The 17,560-nt window shown below is 68.4% G+C and carries 18 protein-coding genes; 8 read left to right on the top strand and 10 right to left on the bottom strand.

All coding sequences use genetic code 11. The annotated features are described in order from the left end of the window. Window positions 1-8: 8 nt before the first annotated feature. The 3 genes from AC07NB_RS07665 to AC07NB_RS07675 form a co-directional block, all read right to left on the bottom strand. Window positions 9-491 carry a hypothetical protein gene (locus AC07NB_RS07665; protein ID WP_494570537.1) on the bottom strand — a complete coding sequence of 161 codons (483 nt, stop codon included), beginning with the start codon at window positions 489-491 and terminating at the stop codon, window positions 9-11. A 117-nt stretch (window positions 492-608) separates the two neighbouring features. Then, window positions 609-1,538 carry an electron transfer flavoprotein subunit alpha/FixB family protein gene (locus AC07NB_RS07670; RefSeq protein WP_494570536.1) on the bottom strand — a complete coding sequence of 310 codons (930 nt, stop codon included), beginning with the start codon at window positions 1,536-1,538 and terminating at the stop codon, window positions 609-611. Further along, a complete protein-coding gene (locus AC07NB_RS07675) occupies window positions 1,538-2,302 on the bottom strand; it encodes an electron transfer flavoprotein subunit beta/FixA family protein (protein ID WP_494570535.1) in 765 nt (254 codons plus the stop codon). The genes AC07NB_RS07670 and AC07NB_RS07675 overlap by 1 nt, the downstream gene beginning before the upstream one ends. A 107-nt stretch (window positions 2,303-2,409) precedes the next feature. On the opposite strand from AC07NB_RS07675, the gene AC07NB_RS07680 reads away from it, so the two are divergent. Further along, the gene (locus tag AC07NB_RS07680; RefSeq protein WP_291832927.1) at window positions 2,410-2,760 is read left to right on the top strand and encodes a hypothetical protein; all 351 of its coding nucleotides are present in this window, start codon (window positions 2,410-2,412) and stop codon (window positions 2,758-2,760) included. A gap of 2 nt (window positions 2,761-2,762) precedes the next feature. Here AC07NB_RS07680 and AC07NB_RS07685 read toward each other — a convergent pair whose 3' ends face one another. Both AC07NB_RS07685 and AC07NB_RS07690 read right to left on the bottom strand, forming a co-directional pair. Next, window positions 2,763-3,335 carry a cob(I)yrinic acid a,c-diamide adenosyltransferase gene (locus tag AC07NB_RS07685; RefSeq protein WP_494570647.1) on the bottom strand — a complete coding sequence of 191 codons (573 nt, stop codon included), beginning with the start codon at window positions 3,333-3,335 and terminating at the stop codon, window positions 2,763-2,765. Between the two features lie 5 nt (window positions 3,336-3,340). Further along, the gene (locus AC07NB_RS07690; RefSeq protein ID WP_291832929.1) at window positions 3,341-3,544 is read right to left on the bottom strand and encodes a twin transmembrane helix small protein; all 204 of its coding nucleotides are present in this window, start codon (window positions 3,542-3,544) and stop codon (window positions 3,341-3,343) included. A 113-nt stretch (window positions 3,545-3,657) separates the two neighbouring features. On the opposite strand from AC07NB_RS07690, the gene AC07NB_RS07695 reads away from it, so the two are divergent. After that, a complete protein-coding gene (locus AC07NB_RS07695) occupies window positions 3,658-4,779 on the top strand; it encodes a hypothetical protein (RefSeq protein WP_494570534.1) in 1,122 nt (373 codons plus the stop codon). 106 nt (window positions 4,780-4,885) lie between these two features. Beyond that, complete coding sequence (locus tag AC07NB_RS07700; RefSeq protein WP_291832935.1) at window positions 4,886-6,364, top strand: globin-coupled sensor protein; 1,479 nt, start codon at window positions 4,886-4,888, stop codon at window positions 6,362-6,364. 24 nt (window positions 6,365-6,388) lie between these two features. Here the strand turns inward: AC07NB_RS07700 and ahcY are convergent, their stop codons facing one another. Continuing rightward, on the bottom strand, window positions 6,389-7,780 hold the full coding sequence (gene ahcY, locus AC07NB_RS07705) for an adenosylhomocysteinase (protein ID WP_291832937.1): 1,392 nt from the start codon (window positions 7,778-7,780) through the stop codon (window positions 6,389-6,391). A 173-nt stretch (window positions 7,781-7,953) separates the two neighbouring features. Between ahcY and AC07NB_RS07710 the strand changes: the two genes are divergently transcribed. After that, window positions 7,954-9,288 carry a metal-dependent hydrolase family protein gene (locus AC07NB_RS07710; RefSeq protein WP_494570533.1) on the top strand — a complete coding sequence of 445 codons (1,335 nt, stop codon included), beginning with the start codon at window positions 7,954-7,956 and terminating at the stop codon, window positions 9,286-9,288. 43 nt (window positions 9,289-9,331) lie between these two features. Continuing rightward, on the top strand, window positions 9,332-10,327 hold the full coding sequence (bioB, locus tag AC07NB_RS07715) for a biotin synthase BioB (protein WP_291832942.1): 996 nt from the start codon (window positions 9,332-9,334) through the stop codon (window positions 10,325-10,327). Window positions 10,328-10,387: 60 nt separating this feature from the next. Here the strand turns inward: bioB and AC07NB_RS07720 are convergent, their stop codons facing one another. Continuing rightward, the gene (locus tag AC07NB_RS07720) at window positions 10,388-10,786 is read right to left on the bottom strand and encodes a hypothetical protein (RefSeq protein WP_291832945.1); all 399 of its coding nucleotides are present in this window, start codon (window positions 10,784-10,786) and stop codon (window positions 10,388-10,390) included. 285 nt (window positions 10,787-11,071) lie between these two features. Between AC07NB_RS07720 and dnaK the strand changes: the two genes are divergently transcribed. From dnaK to dapB, 3 genes are all read left to right on the top strand, one after another. After that, a complete protein-coding gene (gene dnaK, locus AC07NB_RS07725; RefSeq protein ID WP_494570532.1) occupies window positions 11,072-12,982 on the top strand; it encodes a molecular chaperone DnaK in 1,911 nt (636 codons plus the stop codon). 167 nt (window positions 12,983-13,149) lie between these two features. Further along, window positions 13,150-14,328, top strand: a complete 1,179-nt coding sequence (dnaJ, locus tag AC07NB_RS07730; protein ID WP_492311957.1) for a molecular chaperone DnaJ — start codon at window positions 13,150-13,152, stop codon at window positions 14,326-14,328. Window positions 14,329-14,426: 98 nt separating this feature from the next. Beyond that, window positions 14,427-15,176, top strand: a complete 750-nt coding sequence (gene dapB / locus AC07NB_RS07735) for a 4-hydroxy-tetrahydrodipicolinate reductase (RefSeq protein WP_291832955.1) — start codon at window positions 14,427-14,429, stop codon at window positions 15,174-15,176. Window positions 15,177-15,412: 236 nt separating this feature from the next. Here dapB and AC07NB_RS07740 read toward each other — a convergent pair whose 3' ends face one another. The 3 genes from AC07NB_RS07740 to coaBC all read right to left on the bottom strand — a co-directional run bounded on the left by AC07NB_RS07740 (window position 15,413) and on the right by coaBC (window position 17,549). After that, a complete protein-coding gene (locus tag AC07NB_RS07740) occupies window positions 15,413-15,775 on the bottom strand; it encodes a hypothetical protein (RefSeq protein ID WP_494570531.1) in 363 nt (120 codons plus the stop codon). Between the two features lie 83 nt (window positions 15,776-15,858). After that, window positions 15,859-16,308 carry a dUTP diphosphatase gene (dut, locus tag AC07NB_RS07745; RefSeq protein ID WP_494570530.1) on the bottom strand — a complete coding sequence of 150 codons (450 nt, stop codon included), beginning with the start codon at window positions 16,306-16,308 and terminating at the stop codon, window positions 15,859-15,861. 14 nt (window positions 16,309-16,322) lie between these two features. Further along, the gene (gene coaBC, locus AC07NB_RS07750; RefSeq protein WP_494570529.1) at window positions 16,323-17,549 is read right to left on the bottom strand and encodes a bifunctional phosphopantothenoylcysteine decarboxylase/phosphopantothenate--cysteine ligase CoaBC; all 1,227 of its coding nucleotides are present in this window, start codon (window positions 17,547-17,549) and stop codon (window positions 16,323-16,325) included. Window positions 17,550-17,560 lie beyond the last annotated feature (11 nt).

Here is a 17,560-nt window from a genome sequence, read left to right on the forward strand (position 1 = left end):
GTCTAGGCCTAGTCGTCTTCCACGACGCCGAACACGAACGCTAAGTTCCGATCATATCCGACAATCGCGCCTCCGACGCCTTCGCCATCCACATGGGGCCCGGAGAAGTGGACCATGTACTTCCTGCCCATCCACGGTTCGCCGGCCCGAAGTCGGTCCCAATGCCGGCCCCGACGGGAGACTTGCCACGTCCCGAGCGAGAAGAACCTGGCGTCCTCCGCCAAGTCTTCGAAGCCAAACTCGACATCTTTCAGCAAGGCGACCACGTTTTCGCGCCCACCGCCGTGGATCAGAGAGTGCGCGGCCAGCAGGCTCAGCCAGACCGTGGCGTCCTCCCGGTTGAGCTCGTGGATTTCGTCCGCCGCCGATTTGTACGGAAGCCTTTCGAAAAGCGCTTCGTGGGCCGCTTCGGTCGGCGCAGCGCCACACCAACTGGTCGCGTGAGGTTGAATCTGTATCAGGGCTTCCAGCAGGGCGGTCAGGCGGTTCATTGTTGAATCCTTTCAGACGCCACGTGGCCTTCGCGAGCCTCCGTTTCCTATCCGCCCAACAAAAAGAGCGCGGCCCCATCCGGCGCCGCGCCCTCTTCATTCAGCCTGTGACTGGCTTCAGCCCAGAGCCTTCATCAGCTCCGGCACGGCGACCTTGTAGTCCTGCACCAGGCCGTAGTCGGCGATCTGGAAGATCGGGGCGTCAGGGTCCTTGTTGATCGCGGCGATCACTTTGGAATCCTTCATGCCGGCCAGGTGCTGGATGGCGCCCGAGATGCCGATGGCGAGGTAGAGAGCCGGGGCGACGACCTTGCCGGTCTGGCCGACCTGGTAGTCGTTCGGGGCGTAGCCGGCGTCCACGGCGGCGCGGGAAGCGCCCACCGCCGCGCCGAGCCTGTCGGCCAGCGGATCCATGACGGCGTGGAACTCCTCGGCCGAACCGAGGGCGCGGCCGCCCGAGACGACGATCTTGGCGGCGCCCAGCTCCGGGCGGTCCGACTTGACCATTTCCTCGCTGACGAAGGTCGTCTTGGAGGCGTCGGCGCCGGTGACGGTCTCGACCTTGGCCGAGCCGCCGTCAGCGGCGGCGGCGAAGGCGGTCGGGCGCACGGTGATGACCTTCTTGGCGTCCGACGACTGGACGGTCTCCAGTGCGTTGCCGGCGTAGATCGGGCGCACGAAGGTATCGGCCGAGACGACCTCGACGATGTCCGAGATCGGCGCGGTGTCGAGCTTGGCGGCGATGCGCGGGGCGAAATTCTTGCCGTCGGTGTTGGCCGGGGTCAGGACGGCGTCGTAGCCGGCGGCCAGCGGCAGGACGGTGGCCTCGACGGCTTCGGCCAGCATCTTGCCCAGGCCGGCGCTCTCGGCCAGCAGGACCTTGCGGACGCCCGTGATCTTGGCGGCGGCGTCGGCGACGCCCTGGGCGCCCTGGCCCAGGACCAGCACGTCCACGTCGCCCGAGATCGCCAGGGCGGCGGTGACGGTCTTGTGGGTGGTGTCGCGAACGGCGTTGCCGTCGTGATCGGCGATGACGAGAACGGCCATTACAGGACCCCCGCGGACTTGAGCTTGGACACCAGTTCGGCGGCGTCAGCCACCTTCACGCCGGCCGAGCGCTTGGGCGGCTCGGCGACCTTGAGCACCTTGAGGCGCGGCGCCGTGTCGACGCCGTAGTCGGCGACCGCCTTGACCGCGATCTCCTTCTTCTTGGCCTTCATGATGTTGGGCAGGGAGGCGTAGCGCGGGGTGTTGAGGCGCAGGTCAACCGAGACCACCGCCGGCAGGGCCGCCGACACGGTCTGCAGGCCGCCGTCGACTTCGCGGGTCACCACGGCCTTGCCGCCCTCGATCACGATCTTGCCGGCGAAGGTGGCCTGGGGCCAATCGAGCAGGGCCGCCAGCATCTGGCCGACCGCATTGTTGTCGCCGTCGATCGACTGCTTGCCCAGCAGGACCAGGTCCGGCTTCTCCTCGTCGACCACCGCCTTGAGCAGCTTGGCGACGGCCAGCGGCTCCAGGTCCGTTTCGGACTGGATCAGCAGGCCCCGGTCGGCGCCCATGGCCAGGGCGGTGCGAATGGTTTCCTGCGCCTGGGTGACGCCGATGGAGACGACCACGATCTCGTCGGCGGTGCCGGCGGCGTGGTGTTCCTTGCCTTCCTTCATGCGCACGGCCTCTTCGACGGCGATTTCGTCGAACGGATTCATGCTCATTTTGACGTTGGCGAGGTCGACGCCGGTCTGGTCCGCCTTGACGCGGGCCTTGACGTTGGAGTCGATCACCCGTTTGACGGGGACGAGAACCTTCATTGCGCTATCCACAAAGTCGCCGGAATGTTGGGTCAGGCAATAGGTACGCCGGACCCAACCTGTCAACGTAACGCGGCGTCAACACGCCAGATCACGGAACGCCTCACATGCACCGTCTCCTGACCATGAAGCGGCTCAGCGTGCTGTTTCTGTGCACCTTCGCCGTGCTGCTGGGCGCGACCTTCGCCTGGCAGGCGCTGGTCAAGGCGCCGGGCGAGCGCTGCGTGACCGACGGCGGATGGTGGGACCCCGACCAGCGCGTCTGCGCCCGCCCGATGTCGATTGCGGAGATCGAAGGGATCACCGGCCGCCTGCCCGGCGAGACCCGGGCCCAGGCCTCGGACCGCAAGAACCGCGAACTGGTGGCCATCGAGGACCAGCTGGTCGCCCAGCAGGCCGCCCGCGACGCCGACGCCGAGCGTCAACGGGTCGCCCTGGCCGCCGCGCGCGGCAACTAGCCTCAGCGCGTCGCGCCCGGCTTCCACTTGATGTCGCCCGCGCCGTTGGCGTTGGACCGGCGGGCCGCGACGAACAGGTGGTCGGACAGGCGGTTCAGATAGCGCACGGCCGCCGGCGTCACCGCCTCGCCGCTCTCGACCAGACGAACGGCCTCGCGCTCGGCCCGGCGCGCCACGGTGCGGGCCAGGTGCAGGTGCGCCGACAGGGGCGCGCCGCCGGGCAGGATGAAGCTGTCCAGCGCCTTGAGGCTTTCGTTCATCCAGTCGATTTCCTGCTCCAGCCGCTCGACCTGACTGTCGAGGATGCGCAGGGCCTCCCACTTGGGCGGCGGCTCCAGCGGGGTGGCCAGGTCGGCGCCGAGGTCGAACAGCTCGTTCTGGATGCGGCCCAGCATGGCGTCGATGCGGTCGTTCTGGCCCGAGTGGAGGCGGGCCACGCCGATCACGGAATTCAGCTCGTCCACCGCGCCATAGGCCTCGACCCGGCGGTCGCTCTTGGACACGGTCGCGCCCGACGCCAGCCGCGTCTGCCCGCCGTCGCCGGTCTTTGTGTAGATCTTGTTCAGGACCACCATGGGCGTCAGGCCCCGTGCGTGGATTTCCACCACATGCCCGCGACCAGCAGCACCACGGCCACGGCCTGCAGCAGGACGCGCAGCCGCATCAGCTTGTTCGAGCGCGAGCGGGCCTCGGGGCCGTCCTTGTAGAGCTGGCGCAGGCCCAGGGCGAGCGTCACGGCCACGGCGACGACGGCGGTGAGAATGAGGATGTCGAAGACGGTCATGGACGCTTTCTAGGCCCGACGCCTCGCCGAGGCCAGCACCGCACGGTCGCACCACCTCGGCTAAGCCGTTGGTCATCTATTCGTGTTCCAACGTTCGCTTGCCTGGGGGGCCCATGACTGACCGCGCGATCCGAAATCTGGCCCACCTGCGCCGTTCCGCGTCGACGGCCCGCGTGCTGAACCTGCTGAAGGTGGCCAATGAACACGGCCACGAGCTGGAGTGGCGGACCCGGCCGATCTTCCGCACCCCGGCGCTGAACAGCGCCCTGATCATCAAGCACCGCCTGCGCCGCGACGAGCTGGACGCCTTCCACCTGCGCCGCCAGGTGGCGACCAAGGTGGTCATCCCGATCGACGCCGATGACCTGAAGACGGGCGGCCGCTTCGTCTTCGTCGACCAGCGCAGTTTCGAACGGATGATGCAGGAGGCCTTCGGCCTGGAGGCCGAACACGCCGACCTGCGCACGCTGCGCCTGATGGACGCCCTGCCCTCGCTGGACCCCTTCCTGCTGCGCGAACAGCTGCGCCGCGAGGGGATCGAGCCGGCCCCCTGCTATTTCTCGATCAGCGACGGCGACCTGACGCGGATGGCGCAGTTCGTCGAGGCTGAGATCCGGCCGCTTGTGACCCTGAGCTTCGGCGCGGACGTCGAGGCGGTGGGATCGACCCGCCGCCTGGCCGGCAAGATCCTGTCCAACGATCCCGGCGACCGCATGGAGGCCTTGCGTCAGACCCTGCACCTGAAGCCGGAGGAGTATCAGGAGGGCATCTTCTGCTGGAAGGGCTTCCTCTACTACAAATGGGTGCTGACCAGCCTGATGGCGGACGTGACCCATGTGGCCGAGGCGGTCGCGACGGTGAAGCCTCTCGGCAAGGTCGACCGCAGTTCGCGCGAGTATCTGGACCGGGGCCGTCAGGTGCTGCGCGACCGGATCGTCGCGGTCTGCGACGACGCCGCGCGGACCCTGCGCATCTATGACGACGCCTATGCGGCCCTGACGCAGGATTCGCGTCCCGGCGCCTTCCGCGACTTCTTGCTGCAGGCCCCGCGCCTGTTCACCCGGCTGGGCGAGCAGCTGGGCGCGATCCAGCACGTGGTCAGCTTCTGGCGCTTCCGCTTCAGCCCCGGCGCCGCGCCCATCGGCGTGGACGAACTGATCGATGTCTTCATGGACTTCGAGACCGGCCTGGCCGACCGCAACCAGGACCTGGGCCAGCGCATCCTGGCCGCCTGAACGGCCCCGCTAGGGAACACTGCGTAGCCTGGCCTTAAGACCCTAATACCCTCACGAGGCACAGGGACTTCCCGCTCATCAACAGGCGAGAAGGAGAGGCGCCGTCATGGCGAACGAGGACATCCAGCGGCGCATGACCTTCATGAACCTGGGCGAGCCGTCGCCGGGGTACCGGGCGATGGGTCCGATCTTGCGCGAGGCGGTTCCTCAGGCCCTGGGCGCCTTCTACGACCGCGTCCGCGCCTTTCCGGAGACCCGCGCCTTCTTCCGCGACGAAGCCCACATCGGCGCGGCCAGCCTGGCGCAGCAGCGTCACTGGGACGCCCTGATCGACGGACGGGCGGACGCCGACTATGCGCGCTCGGTCCGCGCCATCGGCCAGGTGCACGCGCGCATCGGCCTGGAGCCTCGCTGGTACATCGGCGGCTACAGCACCCTCCTGGCCCATCTGACCCAGGCCATCGTCTCCCGGCCCCGGGCGCGCTGGGCCAGCCGCAAGGCCCACGACCGGATCACCGCCGAGGCGGTCGGCGAGCTGACCCGCCGGGTGATGCTGGACATGGATCTGGCCATCTCGATCTATCTCGAAATCCTGCAGGTCGAGCGGGATCAGGCTCAGGCGGTGCAGGCGGCGGCGGAGGCGCGCCAGTCGCTGGTGGTGCGCCGCCTGGGCGACGCCCTGCACGCCCTGGCCGAGAACGACCTGTCGGTGTCGCTGGGCGGGGCCTTCCCCGAGGAATACCAGGCGCTGCACACCGACTTCCAGGCCGCCACCAGCGCCCTGCGGGCCGCCGTCGGGTCGATGGCCGACAGCGTCGGCAGCCTGGACGCGGGCGCCGGCGAACTGGCCAGCGCGGCCGAGGACCTGGCGGTCCGCACCGAGCGGCAGGCCGCCAGCCTGGAACGGACCGTCGCCGAAGCGGACGCCATCGCCCTGGCCGTGGCCAGCACCGCCGACGGCGCGCGGCAGACCGCCCAGGCCCTGGTCTCGGCCCGGGCCGATATCGAGGAAGGCGGCGACGTCGCCGGCCAGACCGTGGCCGCCATTCACGCCATCGCGGAATCCTCGGGCGAGATCGGCCGCTTCACCAGCCTGATCGACGAGATCGCCTTCCAGACCAACCTGCTGGCCCTGAACGCCGGGGTCGAGGCCGCGCGCGCTGGCGAGGCCGGACGCGGTTTCGCGGTCGTGGCGTCCGAGGTCCGGGCCCTGGCCCAGCGCTCGTCGGCGGCGTCGGGGGAAATCCGGCAGCTGATCGCCACCTCCTCGGCCCAGGTGGCGCGCGGCGTCGAACTGACCGCCCGGACCGGCGAGGCGCTGGAGCGGATTCGCTCGCGGGTCCTGTCGATCGACGCCCTGGCCGGCGGCATCGCCGAGGCGGCGCGCGAACAGGCCGACGGCCTGGCCCGCGTGCGCCGGACGATGGGCGAGATGGACGACATCACCCAGCAGAACGCCGCCATGACCGAACAGGCGACCGCGGCGGCGCGTCAGCTGGCGCAGGAAGCCCAGACCCTGAGCCGGCAGGTCGCCGGCTTCAGGCTGGAGCGCAACGAGGCCCCGCCTCTGCGGCTGGCCGGCTGATCCGCCGGCCAGGCCGCCTTCGCATCAATAGCGGTAGTGGTCCGGCTTGAACGGACCCTGCTGCGGCACGCCGATGTAGTCGGCCTGCTCGGTCTTCAGGGTGGTCAGCTTGGCGCCCAGCTTGGCCAGGTGGAGGAAGGCGACCTTCTCGTCCAGGTGCTTGGGCAGGGTGTAGACCTTGTTCTCGTACTTGGCCGCGTTGGTCCACAGTTCGATCTGGGCCAGGGTCTGGTTGGTGAAGGACGCCGACATCACGAACGAGGGGTGGCCGGTGGCGTTGCCCAGGTTCACCAGGCGGCCTTCCGACAGCAGGATGATCTTCTTGCCGTCCGGGAACTCGATGTGGTGGACCTGCGGCTTGATCTCGTCCCACTTGAAGTTCTTCAGGCCAGCGACCTGAATTTCGCTGTCGAAGTGGCCGATGTTGCAGACGATGGCGTTGTTCTTCATCGCCCGCATGTTCTCGACGGTGATGACGTCCTTGTTGCCGGTGGCGGTGACGAAGATGTCGGCGTCGGCGGCCGCGTCTTCCAGGGTCACGACCTCATAGCCTTCCATGGCGGCCTGCAGGGCGCAGATCGGGTCGACCTCGGTGACCTTCACGCGGGCGCCGCCCTGGCGCAGCGAGGCGGCCGAGCCCTTGCCCACGTCGCCGTAGCCGCAGACCACGGCGACCTTGCCCGACAGCATGACGTCGGTGCCGCGGCGGATGGCGTCGACCAGGGATTCACGGCAGCCGTACAGGTTGTCGAACTTGGACTTGGTGACGCTGTCATTGACGTTGATGGCGGGGAACGGCAGCTCGCCCTTCTCGGCCATCTGATACAGGCGGTGGACGCCGGTGGTGGTTTCCTCCGACACGCCGCCGATGGCGTCGCGGATGGCCGAGTAGAAGCCGGGCTTCTCGGCGATGTAGCGCTTCATGACCGAGAAGAGGGCTTCTTCTTCCTCATTCTGCGGGTTCGACAGGACCGAGATGTCCTTCTCGGCCTTGGGGCCGAGCACGCACAGCAGGGTGGCGTCGCCGCCGTCGTCCAGGATCAGGTTCGGATAGCCGCCGTCGGCCCATTCGAAGATCTTGTGGGCGTAGTCCCAGTACTCGACCAGGGTCTCGCCCTTGGTGGCGAAGACCGGGGTGCCCGAGGCGGCGATGGCGGCCGCGGCGTGGTCCTGGGTCGAGAAGATGTTGCACGAGGCCCAGCGGACCTCGGCGCCCAGCGCTTCCAGCGTCTGGATCAGCACGGCGGTCTGGATGGTCATGTGCAGGCTGCCGGCGATGCGGGCGCCCTTCAGCGGCTTGTCCTTGCCGAACTCGGAGCGCAGCGCCATCAGGCCGGGCATCTCGGTCTCGGCGATGGCGATTTCCTTGTTGCCGTAGTCGGCAAGCGAGATGTCGCGGACGATATAGTCGGTCATGGGGTCTGTTCCGGTCGGATGTTCGCGCGGGCCTATAGCCCGAAGCCGCCGATCCGGCAAGAAACCCATAAAGATATCCTTATGTGTTTGGACGCCGGGGCCGTTGACGGGCGTCGCTGGCGAAGGCCGCCGATCTGGGCTCTAGTGCCCGCCTGTTCATTGGGGGATCGGGCATGAACCGTCTGGCTGCGAGCGCTCTGGGTGTGGCGGCGTCGGCGCTGGTCGCCGGAGCGACATGGGCGCAGGAGGCGGCTCCGGCGGCAGAAGGCCCGGTGACGCTGATCCAGGCGGGCCGCCTGCTGGACCGGCCCGGCCGGGCGCCGCGCGGCCCCTCGACCCTGGTGGTTCGTGACGGGCGGATCGTCGAGATCCGCGACGGCTTCGTCGACGCCTCGGCCTTCCCCGGCGCCGTCGTCATCGACCAGCGCGGGCGCTTCGTCCTGCCGGGCCTGATCGACAGCCATGTGCACCTGGTGTCGGACCTCGGCGGCCAGGCGGGCTTCCTCTCCGGCGTGACCGAGAACCTCCCCGTCCATGCCTACCGGGCGGCGGAGAACGCCGAGAAGACCCTGATGGCCGGCTTCACCACGGTGCGGAACCTCGGGGACGAGGGCGGGGTGACGCTGGCGCTGGCGGACGAGACGGCGGCCCACCGGCTCCCGGGGCCCCGTATAGTGGATGCGGGGAACAGCATCTCGACCACCTCGGGCCATATGGACGGGCGGCTGGGCTTCAACGACGACTTCCGGGAGGTCGTCCCCCACGAGAACGTCTGCAACGGTGTCGAAAGCTGCCGCGAGGCGGTGCGCATCCAGGTCGGTCGCGGCGCCGACGTGATCAAGATCGCCACCACCGGCGGCGTGAACAGCCGCATCGGCGTCGGCGTCGGGGCGCAGATGTTCGATGACGAGGCGCGCGCCCTGATCGAGACGGCCCACCTGTACGGCCTGAAGGTCGCGGTCCACGCCCACGGCGCCGACGGGATCAATATGGCGCTGCGCCTCGGCGCGGACTCCATCGAGCACGGCACGATCTTCAACGACGAGACGATCCGGCTGTTCCGCGAAAGCGGCGCCTACTATGTGCCCACCCTGTCGACCGTGAACGGCTACATCGAGCGGCTGGCGGCGGATCCGAACGCCTATCCGCCCGAGGTCCTGCCGAAGATCCGCTGGCGCATCGAGATCACCGGCCAGTCGCTGCGGCGCGCCGTCCCGGCGGGCGTGCGTATCGCCTTCGGAACCGACGCGGGGGTGTCCAAGCATGGCCGCAACGCCGATGAATTCGCCCTGATGGTGCAGAACGGCATGACGCCGATGACGGCGATCGAGGCGGCGACGGTGAACGCCGCCGACCTGCTGGGCCTGTCCGCCGAGGTCGGGACCCTGGAGCCGGGCAAGCGCGCCGATGTGATCGCGGTCGACGGCGATCCCCTGACCGACGTGACCGTCCTGACCGATGTGGACTTCGTCATGCGGGACGGCCGGGTCTACCGCAGCGAGGACTGAACCAGCTTGGCGGGCGCCCCGGGCGGGGTTAGGAACCCGTCCCATGACCCGTGACCTCGCCGCCCCCCGCCAGGACTGGACGCTCGAAGAGGTGGAGGCGTTGTTTGCCCGCCCGTTCATGGAGCTGGTCTATGACGCCGCCACGGTGCACCGGACCTGGTTCGACCCGTCGGAAGTGCAGAAGAGCCAGCTGCTGTCGATCAAGACCGGCGGCTGCGCCGAAAACTGCGGCTACTGCTCGCAGTCGGCCAGCTTCAAGACCGGGCTGAAGGCCGAGAAGCTGATGGAGACCTCCACCGTGCTGGCCGAGGCCATGGCGGCCAAGGCGGGCGGGGCCTCGCGCTTCTGCATGGGCGCGGCCTGGCGCGAGCTCAAGGACCGCGACACCCCGAAACTGGCGGCCATGATCTCGGGCGTGAAGGCCCTGGGACTGGAGACCTGCGCGACCCTGGGCATGCTGACCGCCGATCAGGCCAGGCAGCTGAAGGCCGCGGGCCTGGATTATTATAACCACAACCTCGACACCGGCCCGGACTACTATGCCGATGTCGTGACCACGCGGACCTACCAGGACCGGCTGGACACCCTGGAGCATGTGCGGGACGCCGGCATGTCGACCTGCTGCGGCGGGATCGTCGGCATGGGCGAGGCGCGGCGCGACCGGGCGGGTCTGCTGCACGCCCTGGCGACCCTGCCGGTCCATCCCGACAGCCTGCCGGTCAATGCGCTGGTGCCCGTCACCGGCACCCCGCTGGGCGACCGGGTGAAGAAGGAGGGCGAGATCGATCCGATCGAATTCGTCCGCACCGTCGCCGTGGCCCGCATCGTCTGTCCCAAGGCCATGGTGCGGCTGTCAGCGGGCCGCGAGACCATGAGCCCGGAAATGCAGGCCCTGTGCTTCCTGGCCGGCGCCAACTCCATCTTCGTGGGCGGCAAGCTGCTGACCACGCCGAACCCCGAGCAGGACGAGGACGCCCGCCTGTTCGCCCTGCTGGACCTGCGCCCCCTGCAGCCGGCGGCGGCCGAAGCCGCCGCCTGAAACGCGAACCGCCTCCCCGCGTGAGCTGGGAGGCGGCCCGTCAGCTAACTGATTGAAAAATCAGCGGGTGTAATAATAGTCCGCGATCTCGCAGACGTTGATGCGCATGCGCGTCAGCTCCTGCCCGTTGGTGAAGCGGGCCTTGAAGTCGTACAGGCAGGCGCCCGAGCCGTCGTCGATGTTCATGGTGATGCTGGCGCCGTTGGCGAGCACGCCCGAACCCAGCATGTCTTCTTCCCAGTCATCGACACGCGAATCCGAGGCGAAGAAGTGGGTCATGGTCCAGCCGGTCTGGTTATGGATGCGGACCCGGCGGTTCTGGCCGTCGCGCGACTGAACCAGGATGGTGGCCGCCGGTTCGGCGCCGAGACGCGGTTCGCCGGCCGTCGCGGTCGAAACCGTTCCAAGAGCGGCCGCGAGCAGGGCGGCGCCGGCGATGATGTTGATGGCCTTCTTCATGTCTTCCTCCCCGAGCCGCCTCCCGGCTCTCCGATAACACCGTAATGCACCCTCTTTTCGCGCTTGTCGCCTGACGAGGCCTGACGACTGAATCTGCATAAGGCCTTGCAGGCGGGGGGGTGTTTCCCATATCGGCGTCAGTCCCTGGAAAACCCCGCAAAGCGTGGGGCTTTCCGCCCGTAACCGTACAAATCGAACCAACCCTGAAATCGGGGGCAGTCACGCGCGGCGCTTCGCTTTAAAAGGCCGCCGCACCGCCCGCCGAGATGGAGTGAAAGACTAAGCATGGCCAAGATCATCGGCATCGACCTGGGTACGACCAATTCGTGCGTCGCCGTCATGGACGGCAAGAACCCCAAGGTCATCGAGAACGCGGAAGGCAACCGCACGACCCCGTCCGTCGTGGCGATCCAGGAAAGCGGCGAGGTCCTTGTCGGCCAGCCCGCCAAGCGCCAGGCCGTGACCAACCCGACCAACACCTTCTTCGCCATCAAGCGCCTGATCGGCCGCTCCTTCACGGATCCCGTGGTGGCGAAGGACAAGGACATGGTGCCCTATGAGATCGTCAAGGGCCCGACCGGCGACGCCTGGGTGAAGGCCCATGGCAAGGATTATTCGCCCCAGCAGGTCTCGGCCTACACCCTGGGCAAGATGAAGGAGGCCGCGGAGGCCTACCTGGGCGAGACCGTCACCCAGGCCGTCATCACCGTTCCCGCCTATTTCAACGACGCCCAGCGTCAGGCGACCAAGGACGCCGGCAAGATCGCCGGCCTGGAAGTCCTGCGCATCATCAACGAGCCGACCGCGGCCGCCCTGGCCTACGGCCTGGACAAGAACGATGGCCAGAAGATCGCCGTCTATGACCTCGGCGGCGGCACCTTCGACGTCTCGATCCTGGAGATCGGCGACGGCGTCTTCGAGGTGAAGTCGACCAACGGCGACACCTTCCTGGGCGGCGAGGACTTCGACCTGCGCCTGGTCGACTATCTGGCCGACGAGTTCAAGAAGGAGCAGGGCGTTGACCTGCGGACCGACAAGCTGGCCCTGCAGCGCCTGAAGGAAGAGGCCGAAAAGGCCAAGAAGGAGCTGAGCTCCACGACCCAGTACGAGGTCAACCTGCCGTTCATCACCATGAACGCCTCGGGCCCGCTGCACCTGAACATCAAGCTGTCGCGCGCCAAGCTGGAGGCCCTCGTCGAGGATCTGGTCCAGCGCACCATCGAGCCCTGCGCCAAGGCGCTGAAGGACGCGGGCCTCAAGGCCTCGGACATCGATGAAGTGGTGCTGGTCGGCGGCATGACCCGCATGCCCAAGGTGCAGGAGGCCGTGAAGGCCTTCTTCGGCAAGGAGCCGCACAAGGGCGTGAACCCGGATGAAGTCGTGGCTCTGGGCGCGGCCGTTCAGGCCGGCGTGCTGCAGGGCGACGTCAAGGACGTGCTGCTGCTGGACGTGACCCCGCTGACCCTCGGCATCGAGACCCTGGGCGGCGTCTTCACCCCGCTGATCGAACGCAACACCACGATCCCGACCAAGAAGAGCCAGACCTTCTCGACCGCCGACGACAACCAGTCGGCCGTGACGATCCGGGTCTTCCAGGGCGAGCGCCCGATGGCGGCCGACAACAAGGTGCTGGGTCAGTTCGACCTGATGGGCATTCCGCCGGCGCCGCGCGGCATGCCGCAGATCGAGGTCGCCTTCGACATCGACGCCAACGGCATCGTGCACGTCACCGCCAAGGACAAGGCGACCAACAAGGAGCAGTCGATCCGCATCCAGGCCAACGGCGGCCTGTCGGACGCGGACATCGACAAGATGGTCAAGGAAGCCGAAGCCAACGCCGCGGCCGACAAGGCCCGCAAGGAGCTGGTCGAGGCCGTCAACGGCGCCGACAGCCTGATCCACTCGACCGAGAAGGCGATGTCGGAACACGGCGACAAGATCGACGCCGACGGCAAGGCCGCCATCGAGACCGCCCTGGCGGACCTGAAGGCCGCCAAGGACAGCAGCGATCCGGAAGCCATCCGCGAGAAGACCAACACCCTGGCCCAGGCCTCGATGAAGCTGGGCGAGGCCATGTACGCGGCCCAGAACGCCGCAAGCGCCGAAGAGGGCGAGGCTGAGAAGCCGGCCGACGACGGCGTGGTCGACGCGGAGTTCGAGGAAGTCTCGGATTCCGACGACAAGAAGAGCGCCTAGGACACACCGGGCGCATAAATCGGGCCCCCGCTTGCATCCGCAGGCGGGGGCTCCTTTCATCAAACTTGCATCACAGGATCGGGCGCCCATGTCAGCCCGGTCACCGCTTCGCTCGAGCACCGGGAACAGGTGCAGGGCGGGGGCGAGAGTAAGAGGACGAACGCCGGATGGCGCGAGACTATTACGAGGTTCTGGGGGTCGAGCGGACGATCGACGCGCCCGGTCTGAAGGCGGCGTATCGCAAGCTGGCGATGCAGCATCACCCTGACCGCAACGGCGGTTCGGAAGACTCCATGGCGATGTTCAAGGAGATCTCCGAGGCCTACACCGTCCTGTCCGACGACCAGAAGCGCGCCGCCTACGACCGGTTCGGCCACGCGGGCGTGAACGGCGGCGGCGGCAATCCCTTCGGCGCCGGCGGCGGCCAGGGCTTCCACGACATCAACGACATCTTCTCCCAGGTCTTCGGCGACGCGTTCGGCGAGGCCTTCGGCGGACGACAGGGCGGCGGACGACAGGGCGGACCGCGCCGCGGCTCGGACCTGCGCTACGACCTCGAGATCACGCTGGAGCAGGCCTACAAGGGCGCCGACGTCGAGATCGCGGTGCCGACCACGGCCTCCTGCGAGACCTGCGAGGGCTCGGGCGCCAAGGCGGGCACCAAGCCGACCACCTGCTCCACCTGCCAGGGCGCGGGCCGTGTCCGGTCCGCCAACGGCTTCTTCCAGGTCGAGCGCACCTGCCCCCGCTGCGGCGGCAACGGCCAGATGATCGCCGAGCCCTGCACCACCTGCCACGGGCACGGTCAGGTGCGGAAGAACCGCAAGCTGCAGCTGAAGGTCCCGGCCGGGGTCGACGACGGCTCGCGCATCCGCCTGTCGGGCGAGGGCGACGCCGGCCAGCGCGGCGGTCCGCGCGGCGACCTGTACGTCTTCCTGTCTGTGACCCCGCACGAGCTGTTCGAACGCGATAACCTAGACCTGCTGGTCACGGTGCCGGTGCCGATGACCACCGCGGCCCTGGGCGGCGAGGTCGATGCGCCCTGCCTGGTCTCCGACGCCTGCGACGGCCGCTGCCGCGCCGCCGTGGACGTTCCCGCCGGCTCGCAGACCGGCAAGACGGTCCGCATCAAGGGCAAGGGCATGCCCCACCTGAACGGCCGCCAGCGCGGCGATCTGGTGGTCGAGCTGTTCGTGGAGACCCCGACCGACCTGACCCCGCGTCAGAAGGAGCTTCTGGAAGAGCTGGCGGCTTCGCTGGGCGAGACCCAAACGCCGCGCAACTCGTCCTTCGCGGGCAAGGCCAAACGCTTCTGGGCCGACATCCTTGGCGAGACGGCGCAGTAGTCGCCCGAGCCGTCCATGCCTGATCCCCGGGTCGAGCCCGAGGATGACGGTCGCAGAGAATGCCGTCAGTATGCGGCCGAAACGTTCGGGGGTCTGATTTGAGCGCCATCTTCCACGCCGGTATTTCGGGCGCCCGAGGGCGGATGGGCCGGGCCGTCTCGGCCGTTCTGGACGCCCGTGACGACGTGGTGGTCGCCGCCCGCTTCGACCGGGGCGAAACGCCCGACCTGTCGCTGTGCGACGTGATCATCGACTTCTCGACCCCCGACGCCTCGGTGGAACTGGCCCAGGCCTGCGCCGCGCGCGGCGGCCCGGCCCTGGTGATCGGCTCGACCGGCCTGTCGCCCGAACAGGACGCCGAGATCCTCAAGGCCGCCGAGACGGTGGCCATCGTGCGCAGCGGCAATTTCTCGCTGGGGGTCAACATCTTGATCGGACTGGTCGAACACGCCGCCCTGCGGCTGGACGCGCGCGACTGGGATATCGAGATCACCGAGGCCCATCACCGCCGCAAGGTGGACGCGCCCTCGGGCACCGCCCTGATGCTGGGCGAAGCCGCCGCCAGCGGCCGCAATGAAGACCTGGACGCCGTGCGCGCCGCGCCCTGGGACGGCATCACCGGACCGCGCGAGAGCGGCAAGATCGGCTTCTCGTCAATCCGCGCCGGCGGGATCATCGGCGACCACACCGTCCTGTTCGCCTCGGACGACGAAGTCCTGACCCTCAGCCACTCGGCCGTCGACCGCTCATTGTTCGCGCGCGGGGCGGTGGCGGCCGCCGCCTGGGTGCGCAACCGCAAGCCGGGGCTGTACGACATGCAGGACGTGCTCGGTTTCAGACAGGCGTAGTCAGAACCGTCAGGACACGTGAAGTGGAAATCTCAGGCTGGGCATACGCTATCGCGACGGTCGTCCTGCTGGGACTATTTGCTCTCGTGACCCTCAACAGGCGGCCCGCGCTTCTTCCGCGAGGCGGGCGCACAGCTCTGGTCTTCGAACTGTCCGCCTACGGTCTGGCTGCCTTCGCCACCATCTGCCTTGGCCTGCGCGTCTGGTTGCAGCTGATGGCGCTTTAACCCGCGCGGTCAGTGCACGTGGGCCCGGCGACCATGACCGCCCGTGAACAGCGACTTGATGAAGAAGAACACCGCGATGACGATCGCATAGCCCAGGAACAGGGCCAGCACCGTCATCCAGAAACTGAGCGTCAGCAGCGGCGGCAGGGTCAGCGATCCACCGTCCAGCGCCGGGCGCACCACGCCGATCAGGATATGCACGAAGGCCGCGCCGAGCGCCGTGGCCCACAACCGGTTCCAGGCCGGCATCAGCAGCGCGGCGATGACCGCGATCAGCAGGCCCATGACCTGATTGACGCCGTCGAAACCGCCCTGGGCCAGGCCGAACAGCGCCGACAGGAATGCGGTGATTGAATCGATCAGGGATTCCATACCGGTCGTCTCCATCTGCATACGGCCAAGCCTGACCGCTTCGCAGGGTTAACGCCGGTCTCGCGGAATCGCTCCCGCCAGGCTTAACGGCCCGTGGAGCCGAAACCGCCCGCGCCGCGCGCCGTCTCGTCGAGCGTTTCGACCTCGATCATCGTCGCCTGCTCATGCCTTGCGATAACGAGCTGGGCGATGCGTTCGCCGCGCTGGATCACGAAGGGCTCCTGACCGTGGTTGATCAGGATGACCCCGACCTCGCCGCGATAATCGCTGTCGACGGTGCCGGGCGAGTTCAGGCAGGTGATCCCATGCTTGAGGGCCAGGCCCGATCGGGGGCGCACCTGGGCTTCATAGCCGGGCTCCAGCGCGATCTTCAGGCCCGTCTTCACCAGCGCCCGAGCGCCCGGCGCCAGGGTCAGCGGCTCGCCCTCGGGCACCGCCGCGCGCAGGTCCATGCCGGCCGACCCGGCAGTCTCATAGGCCGGAAGCGGCAGGCCCTGGGCGTGCGGCAGGCGTTCGACGCGAACGGTCGTCATGGGCGGTGTCTCTCTCAGGCCTTGAACTGATCGGCGATGCGGGCGGCGAGCTTTCTCGCCACCTCGGTCTTGGACTGGCGCGGCCAGCTTTCGGCGGCGCCGTCCCTGGTGAACAGGGTGACGGCGTTGCCGTCGGCCCCGAAGACGTCGTCGGACACGTCGTTGCCGACGATCCAGTCGCAGCCCTTGCGGGACAGCTTGGCCCGGGCGTTGGCCTCCAGGTCCGAGGTCTCGGCGGCGAAGCCGATGACCAGTTTCGGACGCGCCTTGCCGGGCTTGGAGACGCCGGCGAGGATGTCGGGGTTCTCGATCAGGGCCAGCGAGGGCGGGCCGCCCGGGGCCTTCTTGATCTTGCCCGAGGCGACGCCGTCGACGCGCCAGTCGGCGACCGCCGCGCTCATCACCGCGATGTCGGCTGGCAGGCGCGCTTCGACGGCGGCCTGCATCTCGGTCGCGGCCTCGACCCAGACGCGCTCGACCCCGACCGGGGCCTCCAGCGCCACGGGGCCGGAGATCAGGGTCACGGTCGCGCCCAGCTCGGCCAGGGCCTGGGCGATCGCATAGCCCTGCTTGCCGCTGGACCGGTTGGTCAGGCCGCGCACGGGGTCGATGGGCTCGAAGGTGGGGCCGGCGGTGACCACCGCCGTACGACCCCTCAGAGGCCGTCCGTCGGGACCGGCCAGCAGGCCCTGGATGGCCGACAGGATGGCCGCCGGCTCCGCCATGCGGCCGGGACCGAACTCGCCGCAGGCCATTTCGCCCTCGTCGGGGCCGACCACCGCGACGCCGTGGAAGCCGTCGAAGCCCTTGAGCCGTTCGACATTGGCCTGCACCGCCGGGTGCAGCCACATCCGCACGTTCATGGCCGGGGCCAGCAGCACCTTCTTGTCGGTGGCCAGAAGCGTGGTGGAGGCCAGATCGTCCGCCAGGCCATTGGCCGCCTTGGCGATCAGACCCGCGGTGGCCGGAGCCACGACCACCAGATCGGCCCAGCGCGAGAGTTCGATATGGCCCATGGCCGTCTCGTCCTCGGGCATGAACAGGGCCTGGCGCACCGGATGACCGGTCAGGGCCGCCAGCGACATGGGGGTGACGAACTCCGCGCCCGCGGCGGTGAGCAGGCTCATCACCTCCGCCCCGGACTTCTTCAGCAGGCGCGTAAGTTCCAGCGCCTTGTAGGCGGCGATGCCGCCGCCGACGATCAGCAGGATTTTGCGTCCGTACAGCGATGTCGTGGTCATCCCGCTGATCT

Source organism: Brevundimonas sp. GW821-FHT09G01, assembly GCF_059416065.1.